This is a genomic window from Fructobacillus cardui, from assembly GCF_963580785.1.
Classification (GTDB): Bacteria; Bacillota; Bacilli; order Lactobacillales; family Lactobacillaceae; genus Fructobacillus; species Fructobacillus cardui.
Map to the genome: position 1 here is coordinate 20,893 of NZ_CAUZLS010000008.1, position 22,409 is coordinate 43,301.

Here is a 22,409-nt window from a genome sequence, read left to right on the forward strand (position 1 = left end):
TAAGGGGTTGTCTTTTAACCACCGTGTTATCATAATTAAAGTTAATTATAGTATAGAAAGTTGGATTGTAGCATGACCGATGAATATTTGATTTTTGACCTTGATGACACCCTTTTGGATTTTACCGGAGGCGAAGTCGCCGCCATTCGTCAGCTTTTTTCAAATGAATTAGGCTTAACAGGCACTGATTTAGACCATGCACTAAAAACTTATCAAGAGATTAACCACCATCTCTGGCAACAATACGAATTCAAAGAAATTGCTCGCCAACAAATTTTTGAAGAGCGTTTCAAAAAGACCCTCGGAGCTCTTGGAATCGACTATGATGCCGACCGACTTGAGCAAGAATACGCTACATTGCGTGACCATAATTATCGGATGGTGCCCTATGCCACTGAAATTTTGCAGCACCTACAAAATCAATATACGATTATTGCCGGTACGAATGCCCAAGACGCTACTCAACGCCTTCGCCTCAGGGAAACTGGCTTAGACCAGTACTTTGACCAAATTTTCACTTCTGAAATGATTGGTGCTTCTAAACCCGACGCCGCCTTCTTCGACCGCATTTTCCAAGACAACCCGCAAATGACCAAGGAAAATACAGTAATGATTGGGGATGGCTTAACTTCTGATATCCTGGGTGGCCAAAACTATCAACTCGACACGATTTGGATTAATCCCAATCACAAAGAAAGCCCGTCAGAAATCAAACCAACTCAAGTAGTTGAAGATTTGCCAACTTTGGAAGCACTCTTGCAATAATGAAAGCTGCGCTTCTATCATCATCAGCTCAAAAAAGTCAGACCTTTGCGGGTCTGACTTTTTTATTTTTGGTACTTACCGATTTTTTGATCAATCGTTAAAATTTCACCATCGGGCTGATAGGCAACCTTGATATAGGCTGAAACCTTCTTGGCACCCGCCCGAACAGCCACACGCTGACACTCTTTCACGATGTCCATCAACTGGTTGTAATCATCGCCTTCAATCGTTGTTTCAAAGGGACCAACTTCATAACGTAAACCAGTACTTTGAATATACGCAATTACCTCATCGACCATCCGGCACAACTCATGGTCATTTTCGGCTGCTGGTAAGACCTGAATCGCTACACTTGCACTCATTTATTTTCTCCTTTTACTACAGTCGCAAAATCAATCGTTTCATCTGCTAAATTTTGTAAATCAGTCCACTCTTCCTTTGACTGATGGTCATAGACACCAATCACAAGAAAACCCGCTCTCTTTGCAGTTGAAGCCGCATACAGTGCGTCCTCGTAGACTGCAATCTTGTTCGGTTGCTGGCCAAAATATTGTGCAGCAGCCTGGTAAATTGTGGGTTGCGTTTTATCCTGCCCAACATCTTCACAGGAAAAAACAAAGTCAAAAAACGGCAGTAATTTCAGACGGCGAAGACAGTCTTTGGCTAACGCCGAGCTACTAGCGGTTGCCAGAACAATTTTGCGACCATTTTTGTGCATGCCTTGTAAGTACGCATATACCCCCACCTTAAGCGGAACATCATTTCGATAGTGTTGGTCCATCAAAACTCGCATTTCCTGCGCCAAACTTTCAGCAGTAACGGGTAAGACAAATAGTTCTTGTATAAAGACGGCCGAATTCGTCAAAGTCATGGTTTGAATCCGGTCATGCAAGTCTGCTGGTAGCTGATCAATGCCATGTCGGTGAAGCAATTCAGTTGCTAAATCCTCCCAAAAAGGCATGGAATCAACTAATGTGCCATCGAGGTCAAAAATCAAATATTCCTTACCGCTCATCGCTCACTCTCCCCTTACCAGACTTGTTCTAAATGCCGTTGTTATTTAGTCCAAGCTCGCGTGCATTCGTTTGAGCAGCCCCGTCTTCTGAAAAATTAAGGTCACTGCCAAGCCCATCCCAGCACCCACAATGGCAGCTGGTGTGTAATATGGCACAAAGTAATACCACTTGTGGACGTCCAAGCCATAGAAAATTTTCATCAATGGATAAGAAGTTAACGCCCCTAAAATACCTGTTCCAATCACTTCACCAAGGAAAACCAGGTAAAGGTTGTGGGTTTTACGATAAATCAAGCCACCAAGAATGGGGCCAAAAATAGCGCCCGTCACGGCTTGAATCGTCCGACCTGACATCATTCGCAAAATACCACAAATTAAGGCACTAGCCAAGCCATACCATGGCCCTACCAAAACAGCGGCTAAGACATCAACGAAGTGTTGGAAGGGTGCCATTGCCGGGAAATAGACAAAGCTATTTAAAACATAGGCCAAAGCAGCCAACAAGGCCGTTACTAGCATCTTCTTCGTTGATAATTTTTTCTGTGTCTTCATTTGAAAACGCTCCTTTTAAAATCAGTGGGGTAGCAAAAAAACAGCGCTCCTTTCCCACTTTTGCGGTTAAACCAGTCAGGCAGACCCTGTCTAGTAGAAAGTTCGGTCGAGACTAATTGGTCTCCTCTCACGCCGGAACACGGCTTCCCATCGCTGTTTTTTCAGAATCAAGGCGCTCCCCTTCATCCTGTCACGGTAAAATCACCGTGAATTATTCACTACCACTCCTTTCTCATTTAAAAGAAAAAATCGAGCACCCCAAAACGGAGCCCTCGATTACAAAAGTGATACGATTTCCTCCGCCGGCATTATCCGGTTCAGGTGTTCGGGTCAATGGTTTACCATCCTCTCAGTCTATTACACAAACTCCCCGATCGATTTTATTCAAAATAAGGGCCGCCCAATTTATTGGTGCGGCCAATTGTTGTTTACTGAAACAAACAATTTGGAACCACTAAAAAGGGTGACTGAACAATGAAGGTTATCAACATAATGGTAACCCTCATTACCCAACGAGAATGATTATACTCATTTTAGCGGAAAAAGACAACTATTCTGTCTGATATTTCAAAATTGTTTGCTTATTTACTAACTGCCACCACAACGTCTGCAAAATCATGGTTAAAGCTAGCTGTCCAGGTTCCTTCCGTTAGGTGTGGGGGCAATAGGAAGGTTCCTGAGGAAACTCGTTCCCCCACATGCAAGGTCTTTCCTTGCGCTGCCAATTTTTTAACTAGCCATTGCAACGATTTAAGTGGATTACCCAAAACTTCGGCTGAACTTCCCTCAGCCACCACTTCGCCATTATGGGCCAAATAGGCCTTCACATCCTCAAATTCAGCAACGGTCAAAGATGTACTTTCTCGTTCTGGTCCATAAACCACAAAACCGCCAACCGCTGCATCTGCCATGACTAAGTACTTGCTCAAAGATGGAAACCAGTCCGTAAACCGGGCATCAGGTACTTCCACACCAGCTGCTACAGTCGTTTTACGACGCAAATCTTCCAAAGAATCGGTAACTTGCAAGTCTTCCTTGGCCTTGAAGACCAATTCCACTTCTGCCAATGGGTCCAATAAATCGCTCTTCAACGAAAGATTGGCTGGTGACTGCACAAAATGGTTCTGCACCTGAGCCCCGTACAGTGGTTCGTTTGAATCGAACATATCTTGAGTTTCTTGGCTAGTCAAACTGACCTTGTAACCCCCAAGTGGCTGATTTTTCAATTCCATCAATTGGTCTTGCACTGCATAGGCAGTTTGATCATTGCTGACAACCTTCTCCCATTCAGTCATCTCAAGCGGTTGACGTTCTTGATAAGCATGATAGAGGGCCTGCGCCAATTTGTCCTCTTGCTTTGCTGGTACTACCTTCACCTTGGTCTTCAATTCAGTCATTGTCATATTTCATGCTCCTTTCAGTATACAAACAGCTCACGACGGTACGAAACTTCACGGTGCCCTCCTTTTCTAAAAAAATCAGCAGATAAAAAAGCGCCCTCAACCACGAAAAAATCGTTGTTAAGGGCGCTTACGCACGGTACCACCTTAATTTGTTGAACGGCAAAGTCCAACCTCAAACGTACGACCCGAAAAAGGCGATACGCCGGTTTGATAACGGTACCAACCGAGCGAGGCTTACTTCATTCAGCCCACTAGCTAAAGAATGATCGTCTTTAAGTTTGAAAACGACGCCCTTTCACCAAACAGGCGTTCTCTAATCATTTTCTCACTCAGACATTTCTTATTATCGCTTATTTTTTCTATCTGTTGATTCGTAGTCTACAACTTTATGATTGAATGTCAACCCTTTTATCATTTATTTTTAATTTAAATAAAAAAAACAAGGGTCTCCCCTCGGCTTCATTTGAAATCAAAAAATATTTTGAATGTTTTGATGACCAGCTGTTAAATCATAGATTTGATTAGCTGATTGTTCAGGATGAGCTAATACCACTGTGACAAAAGCAGCAACATCTGCTCGCGGAATTTGCAAATCTTCCTTTGGACCAGAAAAGTCGACATTCAATGAAACCTTTCCAGTACCAGCAGTGTCCAAAAGCAGCGCTGGGCGAACAATCGTATAATCCAAACCGGAATTTTGCAAATACAAATCAGCATAGTGCTTCATCATAAAGTAATGATAAATACCGGATGCAGACCACCGACTGCGGTCATCTGCTCCAGCAGCTGAAACCATCACATAGTGGGCAACACTAGCTTTTTTGGCTGCAATCATCGTTTTAATGGCGCCGTCCAAATCAACTTCTACCGTTCGTTCGATGCCACCCTTGCCTCCGGCACCTGCCGTGAAAACAATTTGACCAACTTGGTGGTCGATGAAAAATTGGGTCATCGCTTGTTCGTCGCTATCGAGGTCAAAATAAACTCCCTCAACACCGGCTAAATCAGCCACTGTTTGCAATTGGTCTTTATTCCGAAAGGCCGCTAAAACCTCCCGCTGATTTTTAGCTAAATCTTGAACCAAAATTTGACCAACTTTACCGTGTGCACCAATCACAAGTGTCTTTGTCATCAAAATCTCCCTTCACTTAATCCAAAATTGTCAAAATACTTTTCGTGTCCATGCGACCAGAACGAATTTGATTTAACAAACTATCTTCATCACGATAACCGAGCCCAACGCCCATTACAACCTGTTGGTCATCTGTTAACTTGAGCGGTGCCATTAAATCATTAGCAAATTTAACGAATTCATAGTCTGGCAAAGAATCAACACCTGCATCTTGGACCGACAGCACCAATGCTTCTGAAAAGGCACCCCAATCAACCAATGACCAATCAGGATAATCTTTAGGCAAAGTTAAGTAAACGATTGCCTGAGCATTATAGAGGTTGGCACCTGCCTTCCCCATCATTGTACCTCAATCATCACCAATTTGTTCCTTGGTACCAGCAAACCAACCCACGATATTGGCCTTGGCGCAATCGTCCCACTCTGGAATTGGCTGATATGGCAAGACTGATTGACTCGGTGCTTGGTTCAAAACGGATTGTAAGTGTTGTGCTCGAATAGCTGCCAAGGTATTGCCAGTGGCAATCACCACTCGGACTGGTTGCGAGTTCACAAAAGACGGTACTTTCTGTACCGTTTCAACAATCTCCTGTAGCGCTTTCGTGGAAACTTCTCAATCTTGAAACCACCGAATGGAACTCCGACCATTCACAACAGTTTGAAAATTCATTTGGTAGGGACTCCAATTTCTTTAAATATTTGTTAGGAACATTATCTCTATTTGTTGATAATAATTCAACTTTCTCTTTGATTGGTATAGTTAATAATCATATGTGCTATTTTTAAAAATACAACAAATGGCATAAAGAAATCAGAACTGATTTTTAAAATTATTTGAAAGAAGAGCGCACAATTTCCTTTTTATAAGCAGATAAACTTTTATCAAATTCATAAATAATTGGTTCGCCGTTTGGAATTTCGACCTTAGTTACCTGTTCCGGTGTCAAACCCTCGATGAGCTTGGTCAAAGCTCTGACGGACGTTCCATGAGCAACAATCAAAACATCTTCTCCCGCACGCAACCGTGGCACAATCTCATCTTCAAAAAGTGGTCGAACTCGGACTTCAGTACTTTGAATATTCTCACTGAGTGGCAAAAGGCCATAAGGCACCCGTGCATAACGGCGATCAAAAGCTGGATAAGTTCGGCCATCAATGGTAACTGTTGGATCATATGCCGGCTGTTTTGGTGGCAAGACAGAATAAGACCGTCGCCAGATTTGGACCTGCTCTTTACCATACTTGGCACGCATAGCATCCTTATCCTCACCCTGCAATATGCCATAATGGCGTTCATTTAACCGCCAAGACTTCGTTAGCGGAATATATGATTGACCTAATTCATCTAAGATGCGATTAATGGTCATGATCGTCCGACTAAGAACTGAGCTATAGGCCCGGGAAAAATGAATCTCCTGTTTTAAAAGCGCCTGCCCGGCATCCTGTGCTTGTTTTTTGCCAGTTGCAGACAAATAAGTATCGATCCAACCATTAAAGCGGTTAGACTGGTTCCATTCACTTTGACCGTGACGTAGTAAAACAAGTTTTGGCATAATCAAGCTCCTTTGCGCTCTATTTTACACCGATTCTCTTTAAGCAGGCAATGCCTTCTATAAACAAAATAAAAAGCCTTCAAAAGAAGACTTTTATAATAAGTCAGCTTATACGTTTACCATTCAACACCGTATTCTTCAAAGAATTCTGGAAGTGTTTTCAAGTTTTGACCATCGTATGAATCTAAAAATTCACGAACCGAACTTGGTCGTTGCAAATCAAGGTTACTGTTATAAGTTGGGTTGAGCGTTTCTTCCATGCCTTGGTCTGTTTGCTTTAATTGTAATTCTTCGACAGGCAGCGAACGGGCATCTGAAATTTTAGCTTCAATCAAGAATGGTCGACCAGCCTTCGTGACCTCAATCGCTTGATCAAAGGCTGCTGGTAATTCACTGGCCTTGGTAACCGTCACTGATTCAACACCCATTCCCTGGGCAATCATGGCAAAGTTTTGATCAGCAAGATCAATTCCTGAATGATGCATGGCCACATCATCTTGTTCACTCTTAATAAAGTTCAACGTCTTGTTGGCCGTAATAACATTAATAATTGGCAAATCATACTTCTTCTCGGTCAGCAAATCTTGCATAATCATTGAGAAGGCACCATCACCAGCGATATTCCAAACTTGGCGACCAGGGTATGACAATTGGCCAGCCAAAGCAGCTGGTAGTCCAGAACCCATAGAAGCAAAGATGGCAGAAATCACGAACTTATTCTTTGGAGTCACATGCAAATGACGGAAGGAGTTAATGATATTATCACCAATATCAATGGCAAAAATGGCATCCGGGTCAGCAACACGGTTAATTTCTTTGTAAATTGGTTCGGCTCGAAGCGGCTCACGAATATCATCTTGCAATTGCTTTTGGTAAGTAAACCAATTTTCCTTATCGGCACAAGCGGCCTTGAAAAATGCGGATTCTGGTGCTTGTTCACTACGGTCTAAGGCAGCCTGTACAAAAGCAGTTGCATCCGACCAGATACCCAAATCGAGGTTATGATGGCGGCCAAGCTCTGTTCGGTCGTTATCGACCTGAACGAACTTAAACGGATGAGTCGTGTACACTAATTTGGCAAATGGGAAATCAGCCCCAATGGCAATCAACAAATCAGCGCTCGCCATGATTTCATCGGCAGCCTTTGAGGCAGCACGGTTGGCCATGCCCAAGTTTCCTGCATAGCTTTCATCAACATGGCCTTTTGCCAAACCGGTCATAACCAAAGGAATTTGCAATTTCTTTGATAATTCAATCAGGGCGTCACCACCTTCTTGAATTCCACGACCAACGTGAATAACTGGTCGCTTGGCTTCCTTAACCAATGCTAAGAATTGATCAACTTCGGCAGCGGTTGGTTCTGGCTGTGGCGTCTTTTTATCATCTGTGGATCCATGGGAACCATAAGCGATATCTGGAATTTGTTCGTAGCCCAAGTCGTTTGGAATAATCACCGTTGCGACACCCTGATGCTTGTAGGCTTCACGAATGGCCTGGTCGACCACGTGTGGCAAACTTTCAGCCGTCATGACAGTTCGGCAATAAACGGATACATCTTCAAAGATTGGATCTTCGTTGAATTCTTGGAAAAAGTGTGAGTTCATAACCGCGCGTGGCGTTTGACCAACAAGAGCCAAAACAGGTGCATGGTCCTCCTTGGCATCATAAAGACCCGTTAACAAGTTTGTGGCTCCAGGTCCAGCCGATCCGAAGGCAACGCCGATTTTACCTGTGAGTTTAGCATCCGCTGCGGCTGCCAAAGCACCAACTTGTTCATGGCGAACTTGAATATAGTGAATTTGTTCTTTTCGCTCTGCGAGGGCTGCCATGGTGGAGTTAAACGAACCCCCAGGATAGCCAAAGAGGTGATCAACACCCCAATCTTCAAGCACCTTTAACATTGCGATGCTTGCTGGAACTGTGTTTCCTGTTACTGACATAAGACATCTCCTGTTCTACTTTGCTATAGCCATATTATAACCTTGTTTTACAAAGATGTAAAAGATTTTGCGCAGTTGTAACATTCAACAGACAATTATTAATAAAAAGATGCCTAATGCTGATTTGCCAGCGATTATACCAACGTCACCTTCACCATAGTTTTGGACTTCAAAGCCGTAATCAGTCCTTCCAAATCTTTCACCCGCCGTCTGGGAACGGTTAAGATTTGACGAGAAATGGTTGAGCGACCAACTTGATTCCACTCAAAGAAAAAATTAACTTGTCCGGCATACCGCTGGTCCACCACTCGCAATTCGTAAACAGTATTTTTAGCCCGTTTAAATAATGGTGTCATTTCCTTTAAAATTTCAGTTATCAATTCATTTTCGACCATGATTAACCTCCACAAACTGCAAGTCTTCCCAATTTTTTGGTTCTCTGTCTAAGTAAAAACCATCCGCAAAAAAACCTGTTACCCGGCCAACTTCTACAGGACTGGCCCGGCCTTCGATATCGAAACTGTTCGCTTGGACAACCAATCGTTGTGAATTCCGATAAGCCAAAGCAACCACCTGCTGCATTTGCTCATACGACATGGCCTCATGCAACTTCGTCTGATCTGCCTGGTCTTGATCCGTTTTCTGATTTTTCAATCCCGCAGTATGATCCGAAAGAAAAAAGCCATTCCACTTGACCTTCCCTCGCTCGCGATAATCATGGTCAAAGTAGCCAGCGACGGTCGCTAACCAGTCTGGATTAGCAGAAAAATTCTTACTCATAAGCATTTCCCCCATTATGGCCCCCAACCAAATTAGCCCGGCTAATCGCCGTAGCCCCTTTTTCTAGCGAAATTGAACGGACCAGGCTCGCCGCCCCAAAGCGACGACGAATTTGGTCAACAACCGTATCAACCGGATCTTCCTCCTGGTCAGTTGGACTAGGAGCCTTGTCAAAGAGTGAAATTTCTTGCACGCTTTCACTCGATAAGCCGGAAAAAGAAATCCCAATATAGCGAACTGGGTCACCCGACCAATTTTCCTGAAAAATGCGCTTCAAAACGGCCATCAAGGTTTGACTACGATTTGTTGGCTCGATGCGAATGGTCTGGTGCAGGCCCGTTTTAGGATTGTGGCGGGTGTTAAAAGCGATTCCTTGGTCAGCATAACCCAAGTAAAGTGATGCCAGGGTTGCTTGTTGTTGGTGCGCCCGGAGGCGACTTGCTACTTGATCTGCCATTTCTTGCACCACCACTTGGATGGCCGCTGCATCATGGTAATTTTCTGGTAAAACTTGTGAGTTCCCATAGGACTTATCTTTTGGCGTAATCTTTTCTGTCAAATCAGACCGGTCAATGCCCCAGGCCAAGGCATAAAGTTGCTCACCCATTAGTCCCAGCCGTTCTTTGAGAACATATGGGTTTTGTTTGGCTAAATCGCCAATGCTTGCAATGCCCCACCGCTGCAATTTTTGTGCCGTTTGTGACCCAATACTCCAAACATGACCAAAGTTTGTCACGGGCCACAACTTTTTCGATACGTCCTCATAGTGCCACTCAGCCAGCAGGTGTGGCGCCTTTTTCGCTTCTAAATCCAAGGCTAATTTGGCTAAAACCGGACTATCCCCGATGCCAACTGAAAGGTAAATCCCCATTTCGGCCAGGACTTGCCGTTGAATTTTTTGCGCAACTTCTCTTGGGCTCTTGCCAAAGAGGTGCCAAAAATCAGTGATATCTAAAATTGATTCATCAATGGAATATGGTAACAAGTGGTCATCGTCAACGTATTGTTGGTAGATGGCATTAATCGCTAAGTTTTTTTTGATATAAAGGTTCATCCGCGGCTCCGCCTTGATTAGGCCAGGAACATCTGGAACATCCTTTTGTCTGGTAACGTTGGAAATCCCCAGTCGCTTCTTAGCCATTGGCGATGAGGCCAGCACTAACCCCCCGGTATCATTTTCCTGGTGTGACATCACTACCAGCATGGCCTTCAGCGGATTTAACCCTCGTTCAACCGCTTCGCAACTGGCATAAAAGCTTTTTGAATCGATTAGAAAGACAACCCGCCGGTCTTCACTTTGATAAATTTTTGAAAAATCATTAGTCGTCATCCGACGGATTTCCTCCTGTTAAGTCTGTTTTTATTATACGAACAGATGTTCGCTTTAGCAAGAAAAAAATCAGTAAAAATTTGCTAAGAAAAAGACCTAACATTAACGTTAAGTCTCTCATCAAAATTTTATGTCACAATCACTCATTTGCCAGGGCCCAAAACCTGGCCGACCACTTCATCAAAGTTGTCAGGTACCCAATCAACCCGCCTTTGTTCTGCTAGAGCGAGACTGATACTTTCCCCCTCGTAATCGGCAAGAAAACGGTCATAATAACCGCCACCAAAACCGACTCGGAGGCCGGCATCGCTAAAGGCGAGCCCTGGTACTAAGACCAAATCAATCGCTGATTTCTTCAGTTCCTGACCATTTTCGGGCTCCAAAATACCAAAACTTTCACCAGCTGTCAGGGCACTGTCGGCACTGATTTTAACAAAGGTTAATTCTCGATCAACCACCTTCGCCAAGCCAACCGTTTTACCAGCCTGCCAGGCGGCCTCCATAATCGGTGTTGTCTCCACTTCAAAAGGAAGCGATGCCGTCACCGCGACAGTTTGTGCCTGAAGCCAGGCTGGTTGTTGAAACAGTTTTTGATATAACTGTTCTTCTTGTTCAGCCTTTGCTAGCGGGCTCAAGGCCTTCAACTTGGCTTTTTGTTCCTGGCGAATCGTCTTTTTGTCAGGCATTTGTTCACCTCCAGCGGATTCAAAGAAAAAAAGCTGCATTAACAGCTTTTCATCATTCTATACCATTATTGGTCATTACGGCAACTTGTGTGCCATTGCCAAGCGTTCTGCTTGCTTCTTAATGTCCTTTAATGCCTTTTCATCGTCATGGTTGTGAATTGCTTCCACAATCAAACGGGCAACTTCAGCACTATCGTTTTCATCGAAACCACGAGTCGTGATGGCTGGTGTTCCAATACGAATTCCAGAAGTAATAAATGGACTGCGCTGTTCATTTGGCAAGGCTTCCTTGTTCGTCGTGATTGAGACACGATCCAACAATTCTTGTGTTTCCTTACCAGTCAAATCAGTCTTCGTCAAATCCAAGTTAAAGAGATGGTTATCAGTACCACCAGCAACAACACGGATGTCGTCAGTCTTTTCAAAGACTGCAACCATTGCCTGTGAGTTCTTGATGATTTGCTTTGCATAGTCCTTAAATTCTGGACGCAATGCTTCACCAAAGGCAACAGCCTTGGCAGCAATCACGTGTTCCAAAGGTCCACCCTGTGAACCAGGGAAGATAGCTGAATTAATTTGCTTTGCGTATTTTTCTTGTGACAAGATTACACCACCACGTGGGCCACGCAAAGTCTTGTGGGTTGTTGATGTCACGACATCAGCAATGCCAACTGGATTTTGGTGCAAACCAGCTGCAACCAAACCAGCAATGTGAGCCATATCAACCATCAAGTAGGCCCCAACTTCATCGGCGATTTCACGGAACTTCTTAAAGTCGATTGTTCGTGAATAAGCAGATGCACCAGCCACAATCATCTGTGGCTTGACTTCCTTGGCTTGTGCCATGATGGCATCATAGTCCAAAGTTTCAGTTTCTGAATCCAAACCGTAAGTTTCTGAATGGTAAACCTTACCAGAAAAACTTACCTTGGCTCCGTGAGTCAAGTGACCACCAGCATCCAAATCCATACCCAAAATTGTATCACCTGGCTTCAAAAAGGCCATGTAGGCTGCTGCGTTTGCCTGTGAACCAGAATGTGGTTGCACATTGGCATATTCTGCACCAAACAATTCCTTCAAACGATCAATCGCAGCTTGTTCAACGATATCAACGTATTCCGTTCCACCATAGTAACGCTTGTAGGGATATCCTTCTGCGTACTTGTTCGTCAATACCGAACCTTGAGCGGCACGAACGGCTTTTGAAGCAAAGTTTTCAGAAGCAATCAATTCGATTGTCCGGTTTTGCCGGGCACCTTCTTGTTGAATGGCTGAAAAAATCAATGGGTCTTGGTCAGTAAAATTCATGATTTAAGCTCTCCTGGGCATCTTCTTTCACTAAATCAAACAACATCAGCTAGCCAGTCAGCTGATTGACTAGTGTAAAGTTATTATAGCAAATATTTATTGCGATAGTCTAGCATAAGTACGACTTTTATTAAAATTCGTGCAAGTAATTATTTAAATCGTTCGTGTTTAGCTGATTTTCCAGACCAATCAAGAGTTTTAGTCGGGCCTTTTGCCCATTAACGGCCGATGCGAAGATAGCCCCGGCCTTTTCGAGCTGCACGCCACCACCAAGGTAATCATAAACCGGCTCCGCAATGCCCTTAAAGGACCGCGAAACAATCACAACAGGAATGCCAGCATCCAAGAGTTTCAAAACCCCAAGGGCAGCATCCTCGCCCAAGTTTCCTGCTCCAAGTGCTTCAATCACGATGCCATCAATGCCTGAGTCAGCTAAAAGACTCAGAATATGGCCATCCATCCCGGCATAGGCTTTCATAACCGGAATTCTTTTATCAACGGCTTTAATGGGATAAGTTTGCTTATATGGCAGGTCGTAAAAGAAGAGAATTTTACGTTTATTAACCATACCCATCGCCCCAGAAATCGGTGAGGCAAAGGTGGCAACGTTCGTTGCATGTGTTTTCGTCACAAACCGGGCAGCATGAATTTCATCATTTAAAACAACCATGACACCCCGATTTTTTGACTGCTTATCGATGGCCACGCGCAAGGCCGATTGGAAATTATATAAACCATCGGAGCCCAATTCGTTGGAGGACCGCATAGCACCGGTCATGACAATTGGAATTTCAAAGGAAAGTGTTCCATCCAAGAAGAATGAGGTCTCTTCCAACGTATCCGTCCCGTGCGTGATGACTACCCCGTCAAAATCTTGTTCCGCATCCTTGAGACGGTTATAGAGGGCCAACATATGAGTTGGGGTAATATGTTCGGACGGCAAATTAAAAATGTTTTCAGTCGTCAATTCCACTTCGGGTAAATCGAGGTGGGCATCATTTAATGGGTTTTGTGCACCCTGTTCAACATCACCATCAACATCCTCGTGCATGGCAATCGTCCCACCAGTATGTAAAACTAAAATTCTTTTCATGGCTTTCCCTTTCGCGCCTTAATGGTCAGCTGCCCTTCAAAAGCAGCCATTTTTTGAATGAAGACCTTTTCCTTTGGCTTCAACCCGACTTCTCGGTCATAAAGATAATCAATCACCCGTTGAATGCCGCGCTTGGTCATCAAAGATAAGGTTACCTTAGCAATCTTATTCATGTCAATTGCTGAAAATTGCCGTAAATAATAGACGACTTTCTGGTCCAAGTTTAACCGTTGATCATCAAGGTCAAAATGTGACCGTTCAATGATACCGTTATATTTTTCAGAATAGTCAAAGACTCCCATTACAGCACCGGAAATCGGATCAGCCTGCCAGTTTGGTGCCACACCAAAAGCGGGCAACAGCTGTAATTCAAAAATATTGGTAATAACTTGAGGGTCCACCTGTTCATTGAGTTTTTCAAACCCCACCAACGTTTTCTCATACCATTCCGATTCTGATTTTCCCTCTTCCAAGGCTAAATCCAAGAGCTTTACAATTAGCGCTGCATAGGCACTCACATTGATGTCCCCAACCACATTTTTATAAGGATGACTGTCTTGCACATCATTAATAAAGCCCAAACCGGTATTATTTTTTGGATAAGCGCCATCGAAAATCGTCCAGGAATAGGCCTGACAGGCAAAACCAACTTTTGACTTTGCCTTCTTGGCCCCACGAGCCATCAAAGTCATTATTCCCTGTTCCTTCGTAAAAACTCGAACCAGCAGATCATTATCTCGGTAAGGCCGTGTATACAAGACGAGACCTTCAATCAATGCCATCACGGCCCTCCTTTCCATAAAAAAACAACCATCAAGCTGATGGTTGTCTGCTCAGCTATTGTGCTGGTAAAACGGTTTAGAAATCATCCTTACGGTAGCCAAAGCTTTGCAAAGCCTGTGGTCGATCACGCCAACGTTCCTCAACCTTAACCCAGGTTTCCAAAAAGACCTTAGAACCAAGCAGGCGCTCAATATCTTTCCGTGCTCGTGTACCAATTTCTTTAACCATTCGGCCTTGCTTACCAATCACGATGTTCTTTTGACTGGCACGCTCGACGATAATTGAAGCCTGGATGCTAACCAAACCATCATCATCAGAGGAAATTTTATCAATCACAACCGCCACGGAATGTGGGACTTCTTGTTTAGTTAATTGCAAAACTTTTTCACGAATTAATTCGGAGATAACGAAGCGTTCCGGGTGATCCGTCAACTGATCTGAATCGAAGTATTGTGGTCCTTCATCCAAATCACCGATGACCGTTTCCAACAGCTCGGGAACATTATCCCCTTCTGTTGCCGAAATCGGGAAAATTTCCTTCCAGGCCGGTGCATCCTCTTGATACGACTGGATGACCTCGAACAGTTCTTCCTTAGGCAACAAATCGACCTTGTTGACCAGCAAATAAATCGGTGTCTTCGTTACTTCCTTCAAACGGTCGATGATATAGTTATCACCCCCGCCCCGCTTTTGGCTTGCATCAACAACAAACCAAATAGCATCTGCCTCGTGCAAGGCTGAGAAAGCTGATTTAACCATATAGTCACCCAAAGAATTTTGGGGCTTATGAACACCCGGTGTATCGATAAAAACCACCTGGGCCTCATTGGTTGTATAAATACCTTGAATCTTATTTCGGGTAGTCTGCGCCTTATTCGACATGATGGCAATTTTTTCACCAACAATGCGATTCAATAAAGTCGACTTTCCAACGTTTGGCCGACCAATAATGGCAACGAAACCTGATTTAAATCCTGGATTTGTCATAAAATAAGTTATCCTTTCAAACGGTGGACGAAACGAGAGAAGTTCGTTTCAATCCCAAAGTAATGCCAGATGTGTGGCTGGAAAATCAGAGCTAAGATAATCAACTCAGCACCAACAGCGACTAAAACCATTCCGGCCGAAACATCCTTCACCAAACCGGCTAATGGATGGTACTTGCGTTCAACCACAAGGTCTACGACGGCTTCCACCACCGTATTTAAGAACTCACCATAAACAGCCAAAAAGACCGCAATCACAACCCACAGCCATTCAGATCGGTTAAGACCTAAGTAAAGGCCAAGCACCAAAATAAAGAATGCAAAGCTTAAATGGAAACGCATATTCCGCTCGCGAATCACCACCAAGAAAATCCCTTTCAATGCATGGTACATTGAAATCAAAAAATTTTTGTTCCGCCTTGATGGCGCCTTGGGATTGGTTTGTTCAGCCAACTCTTCCACAGCAGACTTAGGGTGAAAATCAGTCTCTTCAATCTGACCGTGGTTGTTATCGCGTAAGTCCGTAGTCATCTAAAATCTTCCTCTGCAAGTCAAACATCTCTTTTTCTTCGGCATCACCAAGCATGTGATCATAACCGTTTAAGTGCAAGAAACCATGAACAACTAGAAAGCCAAGCTCACGTTCAAAGGAGTGACCAAGGTATTCCGCCTGGCTCTCGATAATATCAACGGAGACCAAAATATCCCCAATATTTTTAGCAATATCTTCGGCCATTTCTTCATCAAGAAGAACAGGGCTATCATCGCCATCCTCTTCAATGGCAAAAGAAATGACATCCGTTGGCTTGTCTTTACCGCGATAATCGCGATTATAAGCCTGAATGGCATCATTATTCATAAAGGTCACTGACATCTCAGTGTTGTCTGGTAATTCTAGATAGGCACCAGCATAATTTAAAACAGATTGGACGAGGTCTTGGTGAAACTGTGTCACACCGTCTTTCGTCTGATCAATTAATGCTAAATCCATTAGTTATTGGCTTCTTTCTGTGCGTTTTTTAATTCAGCTAGTCGAGCATCCGCATCTTCATAGGCGGAAACAATCAGACCAACGACTGGGTGGCGAACGACATCACCACTCTCAAAGTTAATAAAGGCAATACGGTTGACATCGCGGAGAATCCGGCGAGCAGCCACCAGCCCAGACCGAACACCATGTGGTAAGTCAATCTGGGATGGGTCCCCGTTGACGACCATCTTAGCGCCAAAGCCCAAACGTGTCAAAATCATCTTCATTTGAGCGTTTGTCGTATTCTGAGCCTCATCGACAATGATAAAGGCATCATCAAGGGTTCGACCACGCATATAGGCGAGTGGTGCAATTTCTAGGACACCCCGTTCAATAAGACGAGCAACATGGTCTGCTCCGACTAAAGAATTCATGGCATCGTAAATGGGCCGCATATAGGGGTCAACCTTTTCCTTTAAATCACCCGGTAAGAACCCAAGTGATTCACCAGCCTCGACTGCAGGGCGAGTAATCACAATCCGCTCGACGTCACCCTTCTTTAAGGCTGAGATGGCCATGGCGACGGCTAAGAAAGTTTTTCCAGTTCCAGCGGGGCCGATTCCAAAGGTTAGATCATTCTTACGAATCGCCTGGACATATTGACGCTGACCATAATTTTTAACACGGACTGCCCGGCCCTTATTATCGCGGATAATACTTTCACTATACAAATCTGAAAAGTAATCCAATGTTCCGCGCTTCGCCATTGTCATCGCAGAGATAACGTCAGCAGGACCGACGGAAATTTGTTTCTTAATCAATTGTGTCAGTGCTTCCAAAACGGCGAGCGCCAAAGAAGCTTGGTTCGAATCGCCTTGGACAGCTACCTGATTGCCACGAACGAGCATTTTAACGGCCAAACCCTCTTCCATTAAAACCAGAAGCTGATCCTTTGGACCCGTTAATTTGGTCTGCTGTTCAATGTTCTCAAAAGTGAATAGTTTCTCTGTTTGCGTTGTCAAAAATCCCGCACCTCATTTAGTTGAACTTACCTTATTTTAACACAACTTAGAACAAAAAAAGCCCGACAAAATCGGACTTTTCAAGTAAATCATTAGATTGTTTCAACAGAAACGTTGTTATCTGACTTGGCCATGTCGATTGGGGCAACAGTCACAACAACAATCTTGTCACCAGCAGCTGCCAAACCTTGAGCTTGAGCAACTTCCTTGGCCTTGGCAACCAAGTCATCAACAGACTTTGGTGTGTCAGCCAAGATAGGCAAGATTCCGTTGTTCAAAGTCAATCCGCGTTGTACGCGTTCTGACTTTGTCAAAGCGATTGTCATTGCAGTAGGACGATGCTTTGAAACCATACGTGCGGCGTAACCAGTTTCAGTCAAGACAACAACGGCCTTAGCTTCAACTGAGTCTGACAAGCGAGCAGCTGCTGAAGCAACTGATTCAACATCATCATCACCGTAGAAAGTGTCAGCATGACGGCTGTACAATGACAAAGCTGATTCAGCCTTTTCATCAAGAGCGGCCATCATAGCAACAGCTTCAACTGGGTAGTCACCGTTAGCTGATTCACCAGAAAGCATTGTTGCATCAGTACCATCAAAGACAGCGTTGGCAACATCAGAAGCTTCGGCACGTGTAGGACGTGGGTTTTCTTCCATTGAGTCAAGCATTTGAGTAGCAGTGATAACTGGCAATCCCAAAACGTTCATCTTGTCGATCATTTCCTTTTGGATCAAAGGCACGTTTTCGGCAGGAATTTCAACACCCATGTCGCCACGTGGAACCATCAAACCATCAGAAACTTCCAAGATAGCATCCAAGTTGTCGATACCTTCTTGTGATTCAATCTTAGGGATGATTTGAACGTGTTCCATGTTCTTTTCCTTCAACAAGGCACGGATATCCAAAACATCTTCAGGCTTACGAACGAATGAAGCAGCGATATAGTTGATTTCGTGGTCCAAACCGAAACGAATGTCATCAGCATCCTTTTCAGTGATACCAGGCAAGTTGATTGAAACACCAGGGGCGTTAACACCCTTACGTGATCCCAACAAACCGTTGTTTTCAGCCTTAACAACCAATTCCTTGTTTGCTTCGTCCTTTTCAGTGACAGTAGTAGCTAACAAACCATCATCAAAGAGCACTTGTCCGCCAACCTTAACGTCGTCAAACAATCCAGGATAAGTAACCGCAATCTTTTCCTTTGTTCCTTCGATGCTGTCGTCCATTGAGATACGGAATACATCGCCAGTTGAGAATTGAATCTTACCGTCAGCTTGCTTAGTAGTACGGATTTCCGCACCCTTTGTATCAAGCAAACGACCAACAGTCTTACCAGTAATCTTTTCGGCTTCTGCAACTGCTTGCATACGGCCCAAATGTTCTTCGTGATCACCGTGTGAGAAGTTGAAACGGAATACGTTAGCACCTGCTTCAATTAACTTCACAATTGTGTCTACATCAGTTGATGATGGACCAAGTGTTGAGACGATCTTCGTCTTTTTCATGGGTAAATAGCTCCTTTGATATCTTGGTGAGTTGCCTACAAACAACTTCCTTTTCATATTGTAATACACTCTATAACCAATTCACAAGACACAATTTAGTCTTTTTGTCGGAAAACGACATTTTTACTAGATAAAACCTGTTCTAATGCCCGTTTTAACTGGTCTGGCCCGGCTAAATTGTAAGATTGTGGTAACATTCGCCTGATTTTTGTCTTCGGCCAATACAAAATCACCGGGTATTCACCTGAATTTTGCTGCATCACTCGCCAAAGCTGATTTTTAATCGGCTCCTGATCATGGTCTTCATCTAAACGTAAAAACCAAGTGCCTGGCTGAGCAGCCTTTAGCGTTGGTGCCACCTCTTGATGAACCGGATGCTTTTTATCCAAATCAGCTTGGAAGCTTTGGCTTTGACTCGCATCCACAGCGTCAAAAAAGTTTCCAATAACAGACAGCCCCTGACGAACTTCCGTTTTGCCACCTACCCGCACTAAGCGTCCAACCTTTAAGGTCGATTTTACTTTATCATAGACTTTAGGAAAGACAGTGACATCAACGCTGCCCGTCATATCCGTTAAATTGACAAAAGCCATGTCGTCACCCCGCTTCGTCTGGATGACTTTGACACTTTTAACGAGGCCCAAAACTTTGACGTTCTGTCCAGCAACTAAATTGACCATAGTCGTCACGACCCCTCGATCGTACTCGGCCTGAAAAGCCTCGGTTGGATGACCCGATAAGTTAAAGCCAAGGGCCTCTTTCTCCGTTTGCAATCGCTCTACTAACGGTAAATCAGCTAATTTCTTGATTTTCGTCTCGGACAAGACCAAGTCACCGAAGCTAGCCGCATTAATCAAATCCGGCAAATTCGCTAAAAGTTCTGCTCGATTGTAGCCAAAATGATCAAGCGCTCCGGCATAAGTGAGCTGATTGAAAAACTTTTCATCTTGGAATTTTTCAGGTAAAGCCTTGACGAGGTCTTGCAGACTGGCAAAACGCCCAATCTGGTTGCGACTGTCCAGCAAAGCCGTCACAAAGGCCGTCTGTAAGCCATTAATATTGCCCAAGCCCATGACCAAGGCACCATCTTGAATAGACCAATCTCTAGTAGAGATATTGACATCTGGCGGTAAGACCTTCAAGCCACGTTTCTTGACCTCGGCCAAATAGGCTTGCGCCTTTTCAACACCGCCTTGGTGAGCGTTCAAAATGGCTGTATAAAAGGCCAAGGGATAATGGGCCTTCATGTAAGCTAACTGGAATGATAACTGGCTATAGGCAACCGCATGCGATTTATTAAAACCGTAATTGGCAAACTGATCGATATAGGCAAACAGTCTTTCCGCTTCGTCAAGCCGGTGGCCCTTTTTTTGCGCTCCCGTTATAAAAGCAGACTTGGCAGAAGCCATCTGATCAAGCTTTTTCTTAGACATCGCCGACCGAAGAAAATCAGCCTGCGCCAATGAAAAGCCGGCATAAGCCGCCGCCACCTGCATCACTTGCTCCTGGTAAACCAGGATGCCATAGGTTGGTGCCAGGATTTGGTCAACGACAGGGTCAATAGTTGGCACAGGTTCTTGCTTCAACCGCCGCTTAATAAAGGGGTCGATGTGTTGACTAGGCCCTGGTCGATAAAGGGCTGTGGCCGCCACGATCAGATGAAAGTCATCAACCTTAAGTCTCTTTAAAACATTTTTCATGCCGGCTGATTCAAACTGGAAAATGCCCGTCGTGTTCCCGTCGGCAAACAGTTGCAACGTTTCTTTGTCTTGAAAATCAATTTTTTTAATATCAAAATCAGCTGGCAACTCGTCTTCGGCCAAGGCGATTGTTTGCGCCAAGATTTTCAAGTTTGTCAGACCCAAAATATCAATCTTTAATAGGCCAAGTTCTTCAACCGGCCCCTTTTCAACCTGAGTCAACAAATAGCCATCATTACCAACTTGAACTGGCAACGTATTCACTAACGGTTGGTCTGAAAGAACCACGCCGGCAGCATGGGTTGAATAATTGCGGGGCAGGTTTTCAATGGCCAAAGCCGTTTTCATCAACAGTTGGCCAAAGTCTAAATCATAAATTGCTTGCTTAAGCTTTTGGTCAGGCGTCTCCCAAGCTTCTTTCAGCGGTACCTTACGGCCGTTCTTACCGGCTGGCACCCCTTCTGAAAGTCGTTTTTGCGCCTTGGCATCGAGGCCGAAGACACGGGCGGTATCACGCAAGGCCTGTTTAGCAGCCAGAGTACCAAAGGTAATAATCTGTGCAAAGGATTCCTGACCGTACTTACCATGGAGGTAGGCCAGAATTTCATCACGACGGTCATCCGGCCAATCGATATCAATATCGGGCATCGATGCTCGATCAGGATTTAAGAACCGCTCGAATAGCAAACCTTCGGCTAGAGGGTCAACGTTTGTAATTCCTAATGTATAGGCCACCAACGAACCCGCAGCCGAACCACGGCCGGACCCCGTTTGGACATGATGGTCTCTGGCGTACTTAACAATGTCCCAAACAATCAAGAAATAATCAGCAAAGCCAAGCCGCGCGATAACATCCAACTCATGGTTCAGCCGGTCCTGATAATTTTGAAAGTGGTCATCATGACCCGTTAACCGCCGCTTCAAGCCTGCATTGGCCAACTGGGTCAGGTAAGTTTTGGAATTCAAACCAGAATCTTGCTGAAAAACAGGCAAGGCCGGTGACTTAAACGCCAAATCAACGCTAGCCTCTTCAATCAGGACCTCGTTATTCTGGTAAGCGCCACGCAAAGAAGCGTTTTTTTGATACGATTCAGTAATTTCCGCCTGTGACCGTAGGTAGTAAGCCCCTTTCTCGCGCGCTAAAAGCTCTAAGTCTTCTAGTTGGGTCCCCTGATCGATTGCCCGCAAAACCTGGGCAAAGAAAGCATCATCCTCGTTTAAGTAGTCCACCTGGTCCCAAGCCATTAAACGGATTTGATGGGCTGTGGCATAGGTAACTAAGAGGTCTTGGTGGCGACTTGACATTAAGGGATTAATGCCCAAGTAAAAATCAGCACCATCAACCCTTTCAGCTAATTGGTCCAGATAATTTTTAGCCCCTGAATCTTCGGCGACAATCAACTGCCCCAATTCTGATTTTGGTGACAAAGTCAAAGAAAGCCCATCAAGGTGACCAGCCAAGTCAGCAAATTGAAGGGCCTGGTCTGGGTCTGCCATCTTTTTGGAAGACAAATAAACCAAGTTTTGATAGCCAACCTGATTTTTAGCGGTCAATAAAACCGGAAAAGCCGTCGCCACGTTCACCAGGCCATTCACCTGCAAAACAAGCGAAAAGACCGGTTTGATGCCAGCCTTTTTCGCTGCCTTGTAAAAGGCAACCACGCTGTAAAGCACGTTTTCTTCCGCCAAAGAGACCGCTTGATACCCCCGCTCCTTGGCGACTTGAATGATTTCTTCTACTGAGTTAGGACTTTGCAAAAGCGAATAAGCGCTTTTTTGTTGTAATGGTGCGTACATAAAGTCCTCCTCAACGGTGTCAATAGTCTAAAAACATTATACCGAAAATTTGTTTGCCTAGCTGAAAAATTCCAAGGATAGCC

General features: G+C 44.4%; 22 protein-coding genes, 1 pseudogene and 1 riboswitch. Of the genes and pseudogenes, 1 reads left to right on the top strand and 22 read right to left on the bottom strand.

Going from position 1 to position 22,409, the window contains the following annotated elements:
- Positions 1 to 72: 72 nt before the first annotated feature.
- Positions 73 to 765 (top strand): YjjG family noncanonical pyrimidine nucleotidase, encoded by a 693-nt coding sequence (locus AABI20_RS07000; RefSeq protein WP_338347284.1) that lies wholly within the window; start codon positions 73 to 75, stop codon positions 763 to 765.
- Between the two features lie 62 nt (positions 766 to 827).
- On the opposite strand, the gene AABI20_RS07005 is transcribed toward AABI20_RS07000, so the two are convergent.
- The 22 genes and pseudogenes from AABI20_RS07005 to AABI20_RS07105 all read right to left on the bottom strand — a co-directional run bounded on the left by AABI20_RS07005 (position 828) and on the right by AABI20_RS07105 (position 22,326).
- Positions 828 to 1,127, bottom strand: a complete 300-nt coding sequence (locus AABI20_RS07005) for a thiamine-binding protein (RefSeq protein WP_047974421.1) — start codon at positions 1,125 to 1,127, stop codon at positions 828 to 830.
- Positions 1,124 to 1,780 carry an HAD family hydrolase gene (locus tag AABI20_RS07010; protein ID WP_338347286.1) on the bottom strand — a complete coding sequence of 219 codons (657 nt, stop codon included), beginning with the start codon at positions 1,778 to 1,780 and terminating at the stop codon, positions 1,124 to 1,126. Before AABI20_RS07010 ends, AABI20_RS07005 begins: the two co-directional genes overlap by 4 nt.
- A 45-nt stretch (positions 1,781 to 1,825) precedes the next feature.
- Entirely contained in the window at positions 1,826 to 2,332 is a 507-nt protein-coding gene (gene thiW / locus AABI20_RS07015; RefSeq protein WP_047974423.1) for an energy coupling factor transporter S component ThiW, read from the bottom strand.
- Between the two features lie 277 nt (positions 2,333 to 2,609).
- A riboswitch (TPP riboswitch) is annotated at positions 2,610 to 2,715 on the bottom strand.
- Positions 2,716 to 2,913: 198 nt separating this feature from the next.
- Positions 2,914 to 3,735 (bottom strand): 2-keto-4-pentenoate hydratase, encoded by an 822-nt coding sequence (locus AABI20_RS07020; RefSeq protein WP_047974424.1) that lies wholly within the window; start codon positions 3,733 to 3,735, stop codon positions 2,914 to 2,916.
- A 469-nt stretch (positions 3,736 to 4,204) separates the two neighbouring features.
- On the bottom strand, positions 4,205 to 4,867 hold the full coding sequence (locus AABI20_RS07025) for an SDR family oxidoreductase (protein ID WP_338347289.1): 663 nt from the start codon (positions 4,865 to 4,867) through the stop codon (positions 4,205 to 4,207).
- Positions 4,868 to 4,883: 16 nt separating this feature from the next.
- On the bottom strand, positions 4,884 to 5,210 hold the full coding sequence (locus AABI20_RS07620; protein WP_082131870.1) for a nitroreductase family protein: 327 nt from the start codon (positions 5,208 to 5,210) through the stop codon (positions 4,884 to 4,886).
- A 6-nt stretch (positions 5,211 to 5,216) separates the two neighbouring features.
- Positions 5,217 to 5,465 (bottom strand): annotated as a pseudogene (locus AABI20_RS07625) (hypothetical protein); the annotation flags it as partial.
- Between the two features lie 232 nt (positions 5,466 to 5,697).
- A complete protein-coding gene (locus AABI20_RS07035) occupies positions 5,698 to 6,420 on the bottom strand; it encodes a 2,3-bisphosphoglycerate-dependent phosphoglycerate mutase (RefSeq protein WP_047974428.1) in 723 nt (240 codons plus the stop codon).
- A 116-nt stretch (positions 6,421 to 6,536) separates the two neighbouring features.
- Positions 6,537 to 8,360 carry a pyruvate oxidase gene (spxB, locus tag AABI20_RS07040; RefSeq protein WP_338345609.1) on the bottom strand — a complete coding sequence of 608 codons (1,824 nt, stop codon included), beginning with the start codon at positions 8,358 to 8,360 and terminating at the stop codon, positions 6,537 to 6,539.
- A gap of 134 nt (positions 8,361 to 8,494) precedes the next feature.
- The gene (locus tag AABI20_RS07045) at positions 8,495 to 8,755 is read right to left on the bottom strand and encodes a hypothetical protein (RefSeq protein WP_047974430.1); all 261 of its coding nucleotides are present in this window, start codon (positions 8,753 to 8,755) and stop codon (positions 8,495 to 8,497) included.
- Positions 8,742 to 9,140: a hypothetical protein gene (locus AABI20_RS07050; RefSeq protein WP_338347290.1), complete on the bottom strand. Its 399-nt coding sequence runs from the start codon at positions 9,138 to 9,140 to the stop codon at positions 8,742 to 8,744. The genes AABI20_RS07045 and AABI20_RS07050 overlap by 14 nt, the downstream gene beginning before the upstream one ends.
- Positions 9,133 to 10,470, bottom strand: a complete 1,338-nt coding sequence (locus AABI20_RS07055; protein ID WP_338347291.1) for a Y-family DNA polymerase — start codon at positions 10,468 to 10,470, stop codon at positions 9,133 to 9,135. The genes AABI20_RS07050 and AABI20_RS07055 overlap by 8 nt, the downstream gene beginning before the upstream one ends.
- A 143-nt stretch (positions 10,471 to 10,613) precedes the next feature.
- Entirely contained in the window at positions 10,614 to 11,156 is a 543-nt protein-coding gene (locus AABI20_RS07060; protein ID WP_047974483.1) for a 5-formyltetrahydrofolate cyclo-ligase, read from the bottom strand.
- Between the two features lie 75 nt (positions 11,157 to 11,231).
- A complete protein-coding gene (gene glyA / locus AABI20_RS07065; RefSeq protein WP_047974433.1) occupies positions 11,232 to 12,464 on the bottom strand; it encodes a serine hydroxymethyltransferase in 1,233 nt (410 codons plus the stop codon).
- Positions 12,465 to 12,594: 130 nt separating this feature from the next.
- Entirely contained in the window at positions 12,595 to 13,557 is a 963-nt protein-coding gene (locus tag AABI20_RS07070; RefSeq protein WP_338347293.1) for an asparaginase, read from the bottom strand.
- Positions 13,554 to 14,339 carry a DNA repair protein RecO gene (recO, locus tag AABI20_RS07075; protein ID WP_338347295.1) on the bottom strand — a complete coding sequence of 262 codons (786 nt, stop codon included), beginning with the start codon at positions 14,337 to 14,339 and terminating at the stop codon, positions 13,554 to 13,556. Before recO ends, AABI20_RS07070 begins: the two co-directional genes overlap by 4 nt.
- A 76-nt stretch (positions 14,340 to 14,415) precedes the next feature.
- Positions 14,416 to 15,327, bottom strand: a complete 912-nt coding sequence (era, locus tag AABI20_RS07080) for a GTPase Era (protein ID WP_288846145.1) — start codon at positions 15,325 to 15,327, stop codon at positions 14,416 to 14,418.
- An 8-nt stretch (positions 15,328 to 15,335) separates the two neighbouring features.
- Complete coding sequence (locus AABI20_RS07085; RefSeq protein WP_248661054.1) at positions 15,336 to 15,857, bottom strand: diacylglycerol kinase family protein; 522 nt, start codon at positions 15,855 to 15,857, stop codon at positions 15,336 to 15,338.
- The gene (ybeY, locus tag AABI20_RS07090; RefSeq protein WP_047974438.1) at positions 15,835 to 16,317 is read right to left on the bottom strand and encodes an rRNA maturation RNase YbeY; all 483 of its coding nucleotides are present in this window, start codon (positions 16,315 to 16,317) and stop codon (positions 15,835 to 15,837) included. Before ybeY ends, AABI20_RS07085 begins: the two co-directional genes overlap by 23 nt.
- The gene (locus tag AABI20_RS07095; protein WP_338345611.1) at positions 16,317 to 17,318 is read right to left on the bottom strand and encodes a PhoH family protein; all 1,002 of its coding nucleotides are present in this window, start codon (positions 17,316 to 17,318) and stop codon (positions 16,317 to 16,319) included. The genes ybeY and AABI20_RS07095 overlap by 1 nt, the downstream gene beginning before the upstream one ends.
- 92 nt (positions 17,319 to 17,410) lie before the next feature.
- Entirely contained in the window at positions 17,411 to 18,829 is a 1,419-nt protein-coding gene (pyk, locus tag AABI20_RS07100) for a pyruvate kinase (RefSeq protein ID WP_288846144.1), read from the bottom strand.
- Positions 18,830 to 18,924: 95 nt separating this feature from the next.
- A complete protein-coding gene (locus tag AABI20_RS07105; protein WP_338347297.1) occupies positions 18,925 to 22,326 on the bottom strand; it encodes a DNA polymerase III subunit alpha in 3,402 nt (1,133 codons plus the stop codon).
- Positions 22,327 to 22,409 lie beyond the last annotated feature (83 nt).

Coding starts and splice junctions, on each gene's coding strand:
- AABI20_RS07060 (WP_047974483.1), bottom strand. CDS start 11,156: ATGCCTGACAAAAAGACGATTCGCCAGGAACAAAAAGCCAAGTTGAAG.
- AABI20_RS07085 (WP_248661054.1), bottom strand. CDS start 15,857: ATGACTACGGACTTACGCGATAACAACCACGGTCAGATTGAAGAGACT.
- AABI20_RS07045 (WP_047974430.1), bottom strand. CDS start 8,755: ATGGTCGAAAATGAATTGATAACTGAAATTTTAAAGGAAATGACACCA.
- ybeY (WP_047974438.1), bottom strand. CDS start 16,317: ATGGATTTAGCATTAATTGATCAGACGAAAGACGGTGTGACACAGTTT.
- pyk (WP_288846144.1), bottom strand. CDS start 18,829: ATGAAAAAGACGAAGATCGTCTCAACACTTGGTCCATCATCAACTGAT.
- AABI20_RS07010 (WP_338347286.1), bottom strand. CDS start 1,780: ATGAGCGGTAAGGAATATTTGATTTTTGACCTCGATGGCACATTAGTT.
- AABI20_RS07070 (WP_338347293.1), bottom strand. CDS start 13,557: ATGAAAAGAATTTTAGTTTTACATACTGGTGGGACGATTGCCATGCAC.
- era (WP_288846145.1), bottom strand. CDS start 15,327: ATGACAAATCCAGGATTTAAATCAGGTTTCGTTGCCATTATTGGTCGG.
- AABI20_RS07055 (WP_338347291.1), bottom strand. CDS start 10,470: ATGACGACTAATGATTTTTCAAAAATTTATCAAAGTGAAGACCGGCGG.
- glyA (WP_047974433.1), bottom strand. CDS start 12,464: ATGAATTTTACTGACCAAGACCCATTGATTTTTTCAGCCATTCAACAA.
- thiW (WP_047974423.1), bottom strand. CDS start 2,332: ATGAAGACACAGAAAAAATTATCAACGAAGAAGATGCTAGTAACGGCC.
- AABI20_RS07020 (WP_047974424.1), bottom strand. CDS start 3,735: ATGACAATGACTGAATTGAAGACCAAGGTGAAGGTAGTACCAGCAAAG.
- AABI20_RS07005 (WP_047974421.1), bottom strand. CDS start 1,127: ATGAGTGCAAGTGTAGCGATTCAGGTCTTACCAGCAGCCGAAAATGAC.
- spxB (WP_338345609.1), bottom strand. CDS start 8,360: ATGTCAGTAACAGGAAACACAGTTCCAGCAAGCATCGCAATGTTAAAG.
- AABI20_RS07025 (WP_338347289.1), bottom strand. CDS start 4,867: ATGACAAAGACACTTGTGATTGGTGCACACGGTAAAGTTGGTCAAATT.
- AABI20_RS07035 (WP_047974428.1), bottom strand. CDS start 6,420: ATGCCAAAACTTGTTTTACTACGTCACGGTCAAAGTGAATGGAACCAG.
- AABI20_RS07620 (WP_082131870.1), bottom strand. CDS start 5,210: ATGATGGGGAAGGCAGGTGCCAACCTCTATAATGCTCAGGCAATCGTT.
- AABI20_RS07050 (WP_338347290.1), bottom strand. CDS start 9,140: ATGAGTAAGAATTTTTCTGCTAATCCAGACTGGTTAGCGACCGTCGCT.
- recO (WP_338347295.1), bottom strand. CDS start 14,339: ATGGCATTGATTGAAGGTCTCGTCTTGTATACACGGCCTTACCGAGAT.
- AABI20_RS07000 (WP_338347284.1), top strand. CDS start 73: ATGACCGATGAATATTTGATTTTTGACCTTGATGACACCCTTTTGGAT.
- AABI20_RS07105 (WP_338347297.1), bottom strand. CDS start 22,326: ATGTACGCACCATTACAACAAAAAAGCGCTTATTCGCTTTTGCAAAGT.